This is a genomic window from Dietzia sp. DQ12-76 (genome assembly GCF_014145045.1).
In the GTDB taxonomy this organism is placed as follows: Bacteria; Actinomycetota; Actinomycetes; order Mycobacteriales; family Mycobacteriaceae; genus Dietzia.
This window is the reverse complement of the sequence record NZ_JAALDV010000317.1, coordinates 1-8,485: the sequence shown is the minus strand read 5'-3', so window position 1 is coordinate 8,485 and position 8,485 is coordinate 1. Positions and strand designations below refer to the sequence as shown.

Below are 8,485 nucleotides of genomic sequence, written 5' to 3'. Positions count from 1 at the left end.
TGGGCCGCCATAGGTGCAGATCAGGCCCAGGTCACCGGAGCCGATGGGCTCGATCTCGGGCATGTCGGCACCGGTGAGCTCGATCAGCTCATCGGTCGGCAGATCGAGGAGCTCGCAGGCGTTCAACCGGTCGTCGGGGGCGGGGCGTCCCTCGACCATCGCGGCGGCGACCTCGGGCTGTGGCGCCGGCGAGATCCGGGGTGGACCCGTCTCGCCGTTACCCCCGACGCCGGACGCGGAGCACCCCGCGACTGCCAGCACCGCGGCAGACGCCGCCGACGCGAGGGCGACTCGTCCCCCCGGGGCGGTGCGGGGTCGCTGCGATCGCATGGACCGATCCTACGATGTCGTGGCTCGATGGAGGCTCCCGACCGGTCCGCGAACACCCGTCCGCGCGGGTTCAGGCCTCGCCGGGCACGATCTCGGTCGCTCGGATGACGGCGTCGAACGACTCTCTGATCCGGTCCTCCAGCAGAGTCGGCGACTCGTCGGTGCGCCACTGCTCGACCGCCACCCGGACGATCGCGATCGAGGCCGCCGCGACGGTGGCTGCCTCCACAGACCCGGGCTCGCTGCCCTCTCTGCGGGCCACCAGCGCGGCCAGTTCCTCCTCGGTGCGCGACAGGATCGCGTACACCTCGGTGCGGATTCCCGGTTCCTGCCGCCACATGTCGTGGAACCGGTTGAACAGAGGGGTCTCCTGCCGGGCCATGGAGACCTGCAGCCACAACAGCCGGGTGAGTGCGGTCATCGTGGACACGGACCGGTCGGTGAGGAACAGGCGCACCGCGTCGCGGTCCGGGGGGAAAGCGTCCGGGATGCACGCGGCGGCCTTGGACGGGAAGTAGTTGAAGAACGTGCGGCGGGAGACGTTGGCGGCCTTGGCGATCTGGTCCACCGTCACCGCGTCGAGTCCCCGTTCGAGGGCGAGGTCCAGTGCGACGGAGGAGATGGTCTCGCGCAGCTCGCGGCGGCGTCTCCCGACGCGGTCGGCGCCTTGTCCGTGCGTGGATGGGCCGGACATGTGGCGCCTCCCCGTCGGTCGTCGGTGCGTGTGGGTCGTCTCCGTTCGGTGGTGATGACCTTACCCAGGGGGTCGGGTCCTATCCTGGGCATCATGCGTATCGCCGCCACGACTTTCCTCGCCCCGACGGCCGTCGTCCTGCTCGGTGTGTCGGCGGGGTGCGGCGGTGGCGACGGCGAGCCGGCACCGGAGATGGGGACCATCCGGACCGCGCCGCCGGAGACCAGCGAGCCGGAGATCCCCCAGGTAGAACCCGTGACACGTGAGCAGTGCCCGTACCTGTCCATCGATGAGGCGTCGAGGCTCAACGGCGAGCTGGCCACCGACGTGCGGATCGATGACCGCGTGGATCCCGCTGCCTGCTTCTTCTACGGGGCGGACGGGGCGGTCCAGCTGACGACGACCGTGTATTCGGTCGCGTCCGAGGAGCGGGCCACCGAGCTGGTGGACGGCTCGGCACCGGTCGGTGAGTCCGAGCGCTCGGACGTCGAGGGTGGGTGGACCGGTGGGCGAACCGGTGGCCCGGGGGGCGCTCTGGTGGTCCTGGCCCGAGGCACTCAGGTCCTGGCGGTGCAGTCCACGCAAGAGCAGTCGGTCAAGGTGCAGCGGGTGGCCGAACTCGTCGCGCCCCGCGTGGCCGACTGACTCAGGTTGCCGGGTCGACGGCGACGTGCGAGTACGGCATGAGTGACTCGACCGCGGGGAACACCACTTCCATGAGGAGCAGCACCGCCGCCGCGAGAAGCGCGACGAGCAGCACGATCCGGACCGGCGTCGGGCCGGGCAGGCTGCGGTAGAGGCGGGCGTACATCACCGGCCCCCCAACTCGACGGGGACCTCGCCGGCCACCCGCGGCTCACTTCGTTCGAGCACGGCGTGCACGACGAGCCGCTCCGCGGCCGAGAACTGTGGATGGCACGTGGTGAGCGTCGTCAGCGGCAGCAGCTCGGGGGAGGGGGGCTCGGTGCGTCCGGGCACCGCGTCGATCACCCACACGTCCTCCGGTCGCACCACCGACATCCCGGACAGCCCCTCGTATCTCCCTGACGTCGCGCGGTCGGCGAGGTCTGCGGGCAGACATTCGGCGGCCTGCTCGCGGGCCGAGTCGGGATCCGGGGCGTCGACGGGCAGCACGCGGTAGATCAGCCACCTGTCCGCGGTGGCGTACACCAGGGCGTCGCAGGAGCGAAGGGCGTCGAGATCGTTGAACGGCGAGCCACGGCCCACCCGGTGACCGGCGACGGCGAAGTTGCCGGGTTCCCCCGGGCCCTGTGTCCCGGTGTAGTGTCCGGGCCCGGTCTCCAGAGCCGCGTCGCTGGTCCCGGAGACCACGGCGAACCGGTAGTCGGAGCCGAACGCCGGGATGTACATGCGGGCGAACGCGGTCCCGTCCGCGAGGCCGGACGGTGCCGGGTCCCCGTCCTCCGCGACCCGGCCGCGCATCCGTGGGTTGTCCGTCGTGTCCCACCGCCGGTCCAGGTCGGCGTCGGCGGCGGACTGGGCGCGCGCCGCGTCCAGATCCGTCCACCACACCTGGTAGACCACGAAGAGTGCCAGCACGACGCCGAGCGTCACCAGCACCTCTCCCAGCACACCCGCCGCGCGCCTCACGACGGTTCCGTGACCATCCCCAGGATCAGCTCGGCCATGCTGCGTGCCGTCATCGCCGAGGTCTCCACCTCGCCGAGCATGGCCGCCGTGACGGAGCCGTCATGGAGGATCGCCAACCGATCCGCCAGGTCGGCGATGTTGTCGGGGTCCTCGAGTCCCATGCCGGCGAGCTCGGAGCGGAGCGTGGACGCGACCCACGCCCGCTGGTCGGTCACCGCCTCCCGGATGGCGCGCTCACCGTCGGTGCAGGGGCTGGGGAACTCGATGGCGGCGGCGAGGTGACACGACCCGGGGGTCGCCGGCTCCACACGCTCGCGGACGAGGTCGAACAGGGCGAGGATGCGCCCTCGCGAATCGGGCGCGGCGTCCGCCCGTCGCTGCCACAGGGCGCGGTCCCGATCGGCCATGGCTCTGAGGTACGCCACGACCAACTCGTCCTTGGAGCCGTATGTGTTGTAGAGGCTGGCCTTGGCGACCTTGGCCTCTCTGAGAATCCGGTCGATGCCGACCGCCCGGATCCCGTCGGTGGAGAACAGACGAGTCGACGTGGCCAGGAGCCGCTCCCGCGGTCCGGGTTTGGTCGACCGTGCGCTCGTCACAGGTGACAGACTATCGGCTGGCACCGCGGTCCCGGCGGGACCGGTGCCGTGTCAGGCGACACCGGCCCCGATGGCCCGGTTCACGCCGGGGGCTGTCCCCCGGCGGGAGGGCGGTCACCCGTGACGGTGTCGTCGGCCTGCACGTCTGCTGGGTCGTGGGCCGGGCTACTGTCCGGGCCGTCGGCTCCGGTGTTCTGTTGTCTCTTGTTCGCGCCGCCGACCTTGTCGTTCAGGTAGTCCCCGGTCTTCGCGACGGCCGAGTTGAGCGTGGCGGGGTTCCTGCCGATGTTCTTGATCTTGTCGATCAGGCCCATGTCCGGTCCTTTCGTCAGGTGCTCGCGGGTGAGGAGACGAACGGCCCGGCCCTGTCGTGCGGGGCCGGGCCGTTCGGACTCGTCCGGAGGTCGTGCGTCTCCTGTGGCAGTGCGTCGTCAGACGCGGGTGCGTCCGCGGCCCCTGACCAGAGAGACGAGCCAGATGACCAGGCACGCGCCTACGATCGCGGCGACGAAGCCCCAGATCGAGAAGGCCTCCGGCATCCCGCCGCCCTCGCTGACGAGTGAGACGAGGAGGCCGACGACGAACGCGCCGACCACACCTGCGAGGACGTTGGCGACCAGGCCCATCTGGGCGTTCTTGCCCATGATCATGGAGGCGATCCAGCCTGCGAGGCCACCGACGATGATCCAGGAGATGATGCTCCACAGCATGGTGGTGTGTCCTTTCCCGAGAGTCGTACGCGGCCCAGGCGTGGGCCGCCCTCACAGGAGAACACGTCTGCTCCCGGAACGCCTCCGGTGGGACCGTCTGTGGGGTTAATCGTCGCTTATTCGTTACTCACCCGCGCCTCAGGTGTCATGTGAGCAGGATCCTCAGGCGAGATCCGCCGACTCCGGGTGCTTCTCGACGTACCGCTCGACGAACGCGCAGGCGGGGCGAACGCGCAGTCCCTCGTCGCGGGTGGCCTCCAGTGCCTCCCCGATCATCCGACCGGCCAGACCGCGGCCGCCGAACTCGGGATCGACCACGGTGTGCGGAAACGTCCTGACGCCGTCCGCGTCGCTGTAGTCCGCGAAACCCGCCACCACGCCGTCGACCACGATCTCGAAGCGGCCGGCGGCGGGGTCGCGCCTCACCCGGACATCCTCGCCAGCGCTCACGAGTGCGACTCCGGACGCACGACCATCACCGGGCAGGGCGACGCCTGCAGCAGCGCCCGGCTGGTCGAGCCGAGGACCATGCCCGTGAATCCGCCCCGCCCGTGGGATCCGACGACGACGAGCTGGGCGTCCTCGGCCTGCTCCACCAGGGCCCGGACCGCACGATCGCGGGTGACGACCCGCTCCACCCTGACATCGGGGTAGCGGTCCGAGAATCCGGCGAGCCGCTCGGACAGGGTCTCCAGCTGTTGTTCCTCGAGCTGCCGCCAGTCGTCGTCGGTCAGCGCGATCCCCGCTGCGGCGGCCTGGACCTGCGGATCCATCCAGGTGTGCACCGCGATCAGTGTGGTGTCACGCGCGGACGCCTCGGCGAACGCCCACGAGGTGGCCTTGGCGCTGACCTCCGACCCGTCGACGCCCACCACGACAGGACCTGTCCGGTCGAGGTCGTCGGTGTCCTCGCGGGTCACCACGACCGGGCAGAACGCGTGGCTGGCCACCGACGCCGAGACCGAGCCGAGGACCATCCCCTTGATCCCGCCGAGTCCGCGCGAGCCCAGGACGACCATCTTGGCCTTGCGGGAGTAGTCGATCAGGACCTGCGAGGGGTTGCCCTCGACGATCGCGTGCGAGACCTCGATGTCCGGGGCGACCTTGAGGGCGGTGGCCCGGGCCTGCTCGACGATCGGCTGGCACTCCTTCTCCAACTCGTCGTACACGGGTTGGGGCGGGACCATGCCCTCGGCGAACATGGCGGCCGGCATCGTGTAACTGGTGACCAGCACGAGCGGGATCCGCCGGGTCGCGGCGGTGTGGGCTGCGTAGGCGACGGCGCCGGTCGAGGCGGCTGAACCGTCGATGCCGACGATCACGGAATTCTCGAGTGAAGCCATACCCCGAGGATACCGCCGTGTCCGGATCCCCGATGCGTTCTCGGGACGGGTGAGCCTAGATCCCGTCGGGGAAGGGGGCGTTGGCAGGGTAGGCCATGTTGAAGCTGCCCTGGAACGCCGGGAGGAAGGCGCGGCCGGGGCCGAAGAGGAAGAAGTCGACAACGGCGTCGATCATGGATGCTCCTGGTGTGAACGGGGCAGCTGGCGTCCAAGTGGCGCGTGAGGTGCCTCTGGCGAGAGGTGAGTGTAACCCAGCGACTAGACTCCGCACATGACGAATCCCGGACGTCCGCGAAGGCCGCTGCCGTTGCGTGACGGCGTGGACCCGGTCCGGATCCGGCTCGCCGACCCCGGACGGGGGCCCCGCAGCATCCCCGAGGAACTGCGCCGGAGGTTTCCCGACCGTCTCGACGAGCTCGAGGCGGCCCTCGCCGGCGGGCAGGTGGTGACCGCCGACGGTGAGGCCGTCACCGACACCACCCGGCGGCGCCGTGGGATGGACGTGTGGACCTACCGGACACCCGAGCCGGAGGTGGAGGTGCCCTTCGGGATCGAGGTCCTGTACACCGACGACCGCCTCGTCGTCGTCGACAAACCGCACTTCCTCGCCACCACCCCACGCGCGGGGCACGTCACCCAGACCGTACTGGTGCGGCTCCGCCGCGACCTCGGGCTGGAGGACCTGGCGCCGGCGCATCGCCTCGACAGACTCACCGCCGGGGTCCTGGTGTTTACCGTCGACCCCGCCTTCCGGGCCGCCTATCAGGACCTCTTCGCCGCCCGGCGGGTCGCCAAGACCTATCTGGCCGTGGCCCCGGCCCCGGACGGGACGCCGCGCGTCCGGGAGCGGTCCAGCCGGATCGCCAAGACGCGCGGGGTGCTGCAGGCCGCCGAGGTGGACGGCCCGCCGGACGCCCACACCCGCATCACCCTGCTCGACGTCCGTGAGCCCGGGCAGGGGGAGCCGGGTCCCCCGCTCGGTCTGTACCGCCTCGAGCCCACCACGGGACGCACGCACCAACTGCGAGTGCACATGAACGCCCTCGGGACACCGATCCTCGGCGACGACCTGTACCCGCGGGTGCGGACGATCACCCCCGGGGATTTCTCCCGGCCCCTGCAGTTGCTCGCGGAGACGCTCGAGTTCACCGATCCCGTCTCCGGGGCCCCTCGCCGGTTCCGGACCCGCAGATCGCTCGAGGAGTGGCCGTCGGGGAGGACCCCGGCGAAAGATCGGGGCCATCCCCCATCGGCACCCGCTCCGAACTCCTGCATGCTTTAGGTCGACCACCACGATCCAGGGGAGCACATGACCACGCAGGCCGAGACCCAGCACCGGGCGGAGGGCGCGGACCTCGCCGCCGTCGCCACCGACCTCGTCATGACCTACGGCGAGGGCGAGACCGAGGTCCGCGCGCTCGACCACGTCAGCGCCTCGTTCGAGCGCGGACGGTTCACGGCGATCATGGGGCCGTCCGGGTCGGGCAAATCCACGCTGATGCACTGCATGGCCGGACTGGACCGGCCGACCTCGGGCTCGGTCCGGGTGGGCGACACCGAGATCGTGGGCCTGGCGGACAAGGAACTCACCGCGCTGCGCCGCGACCGGATCGGATTCGTGTTCCAGTCCTTCAACCTGGTCCCCACCCTGACCGCCGAGGAGAACATCACACTCCCCCAGGACATCGCGGGCCACTCGATCGACCGGGAGTGGTTCGACGAGGTGATCGGGAGGCTGGGGATCGCCGACCGGCTCTCACACCGCCCCTCGGAACTGTCCGGGGGGCAGCAACAGCGCGTCGCCTGTGCCCGAGCCCTGGTGGGACGCCCGGACATCCTGTTCGGCGACGAGCCCACCGGCAACCTCGACTCCACCTCGTCGGCGGAGGTGCTGTCGATCCTGCGCAGCGCGGCGGACGAGTTCCAGCAGACCGTAGTGATCGTCACCCACGACCCGCGCGCGGCGACCTACGCCGACCGCGTCCTGTTGCTCGCCGACGGCAAGGTCGTGCGGGAGCTCTCCCACCCCACCTCCGATGAGATCCTGGCGGCCATGGGCGCGCTCGAGGAGGGGTGATGTCCGCCCGTCACGCCGCGGGTCGCGCGCCCAGCCATTCCCGGCCCATGCTCCGTGTGTCCCTGCGCAACATCGCCGCGCACAAGCTGCGGTTGGTCCTGTCCGTCCTCGCCGTGGTGCTCGGTACGGCGTTCGTCACCGGCTCGCTCGTGTTCACCTCGACCCTCAAGAACACGTTCGACGGGCTGCTCGACCAGGGGACGCAGGACCTGTCCGCGATGATCGAACCCGAGGACCCCCGGGGTGGCGGGGTGCCGTTCGAGGTCGCCGAGCGCGCCCTCGAGCTGCCGGGTGTCGAGGCCGTCACCCCGGGCGTGACCGGCACCGTGGTGCTGTTCAACGCCGACGGCACGCCCTATCAGTCGGGCGGCGCCCCGTCGGAGGGACTGGAGTGGGTCGAGCCCGATCAGGCCGTCGGCAGCAGCAGCTGGATCTCGGACGGACGGGCCCCGGACGCGGACGGTGAGGTCGTCCTCCCCGAGTCGGTGCTGGACAACGCGGGACTCGCGATCGGCGACTCCGCGCGGGTGTACACCACCTCGCAGGGCATGATCGACGTCACGATCGTGGGCGCCTACTCCTCGGAGACCGACGTCGGCGGCTACGTCGGGGTCGGGTTCACCCCCGCCCAGGCCCGCGCCCTGTTCACCGACGGTGTGAACGCGACGAACGTGGCCGTCCGTGCGGTCCCCGGCGTGAGCCAGGAGGAGATCCGCGACACGCTCGCCGCCGAGTTCCCCGAGTACGAGGTGAGCACGGGCGAGGAGGTCAAGGAGAGGCTCTCCGCGCAGCTGGCGACCATCCTGGACTTCGTCAACTACTTCTTCGTCGCCTTCGGCCTGATCGCGCTCCTCGTGGGCACGTTCATCATCTACAACACCTTCTCCATGCTGGTGGCGCAGAGGTTGCGCGAGCTGGCCCTGTTGCGGGCGATCGGCGCGACCCGGGGCCAGCTCACCCGGTCCGTGCTGGCCGAGGCCGCGCTGACCGGTCTGGTCGGCTCCGCGATCGGCGTGCTCGCCGGGTTCGGGCTGGCGAGGGTCATCTTCGCCGTGCTCGACGCCTTCGACCTGGGCATCCCCTCGGGCAGCCTCGCGCTCACGCCGATGTCGGTCGTCACC

12 protein-coding genes and 1 pseudogene are annotated in these 8,485 nt (G+C 70.7%); 4 read left to right on the top strand and 9 right to left on the bottom strand.

What is annotated here, in order from left to right; all coding sequences use genetic code 11:
- Window positions 1-330: pseudogene (locus G6019_RS11285) on the bottom strand (hypothetical protein); the annotation flags it as partial.
- Window positions 331-400: 70 nt separating this feature from the next.
- On the bottom strand, window positions 401-1,024 hold the full coding sequence (locus tag G6019_RS11280; RefSeq protein WP_182613054.1) for a TetR family transcriptional regulator: 624 nt from the start codon (window positions 1,022-1,024) through the stop codon (window positions 401-403).
- A 93-nt stretch (window positions 1,025-1,117) separates the two neighbouring features.
- Here G6019_RS11280 and G6019_RS11275 point away from each other — a divergent pair, with 93 nt between their 5' ends.
- Window positions 1,118-1,669: a DUF2020 domain-containing protein gene (locus G6019_RS11275; RefSeq protein ID WP_228549452.1), complete on the top strand. Its 552-nt coding sequence runs from the start codon at window positions 1,118-1,120 to the stop codon at window positions 1,667-1,669.
- A gap of 1 nt (window position 1,670) precedes the next feature.
- Here the strand turns inward: G6019_RS11275 and G6019_RS11270 are convergent, their stop codons facing one another.
- The 7 genes from G6019_RS11270 to G6019_RS11240 form a co-directional block, all read right to left on the bottom strand.
- On the bottom strand, window positions 1,671-1,835 hold the full coding sequence (locus tag G6019_RS11270) for a hypothetical protein (protein WP_182613056.1): 165 nt from the start codon (window positions 1,833-1,835) through the stop codon (window positions 1,671-1,673).
- Window positions 1,835-2,635 (bottom strand): class E sortase, encoded by an 801-nt coding sequence (locus G6019_RS11265; RefSeq protein WP_309230215.1) that lies wholly within the window; start codon window positions 2,633-2,635, stop codon window positions 1,835-1,837. Before G6019_RS11265 ends, G6019_RS11270 begins: the two co-directional genes overlap by 1 nt.
- Window positions 2,632-3,234, bottom strand: coding sequence for a TetR/AcrR family transcriptional regulator (locus tag G6019_RS11260; RefSeq protein ID WP_182613057.1), 603 nt, complete (start codon window positions 3,232-3,234; stop codon window positions 2,632-2,634). Before G6019_RS11260 ends, G6019_RS11265 begins: the two co-directional genes overlap by 4 nt.
- A gap of 80 nt (window positions 3,235-3,314) precedes the next feature.
- The gene (locus G6019_RS11255; RefSeq protein ID WP_182613058.1) at window positions 3,315-3,548 is read right to left on the bottom strand and encodes a hypothetical protein; all 234 of its coding nucleotides are present in this window, start codon (window positions 3,546-3,548) and stop codon (window positions 3,315-3,317) included.
- Between the two features lie 117 nt (window positions 3,549-3,665).
- A complete protein-coding gene (locus G6019_RS11250; protein ID WP_107757507.1) occupies window positions 3,666-3,944 on the bottom strand; it encodes a GlsB/YeaQ/YmgE family stress response membrane protein in 279 nt (92 codons plus the stop codon).
- 162 nt (window positions 3,945-4,106) lie between these two features.
- Window positions 4,107-4,394, bottom strand: coding sequence for a GNAT family N-acetyltransferase (locus G6019_RS11245; protein WP_182613059.1), 288 nt, complete (start codon window positions 4,392-4,394; stop codon window positions 4,107-4,109).
- A complete protein-coding gene (locus G6019_RS11240) occupies window positions 4,391-5,287 on the bottom strand; it encodes a universal stress protein (protein WP_182613060.1) in 897 nt (298 codons plus the stop codon). The genes G6019_RS11245 and G6019_RS11240 overlap by 4 nt, the downstream gene beginning before the upstream one ends.
- 271 nt (window positions 5,288-5,558) lie before the next feature.
- Here G6019_RS11240 and G6019_RS11235 point away from each other — a divergent pair, with 271 nt between their 5' ends.
- The 3 genes from G6019_RS11235 to G6019_RS11225 form a co-directional block, all read left to right on the top strand.
- A complete protein-coding gene (locus tag G6019_RS11235; protein ID WP_182613061.1) occupies window positions 5,559-6,569 on the top strand; it encodes a pseudouridine synthase in 1,011 nt (336 codons plus the stop codon).
- Window positions 6,570-6,596: 27 nt separating this feature from the next.
- Window positions 6,597-7,364: an ABC transporter ATP-binding protein gene (locus G6019_RS11230; protein ID WP_182613062.1), complete on the top strand. Its 768-nt coding sequence runs from the start codon at window positions 6,597-6,599 to the stop codon at window positions 7,362-7,364.
- The coding region (locus tag G6019_RS11225; protein WP_241726007.1) for an ABC transporter permease at window positions 7,364-8,485 on the top strand (1,122 nt) is incomplete at its 3' end. The genes G6019_RS11230 and G6019_RS11225, both read left to right, overlap by 1 nt.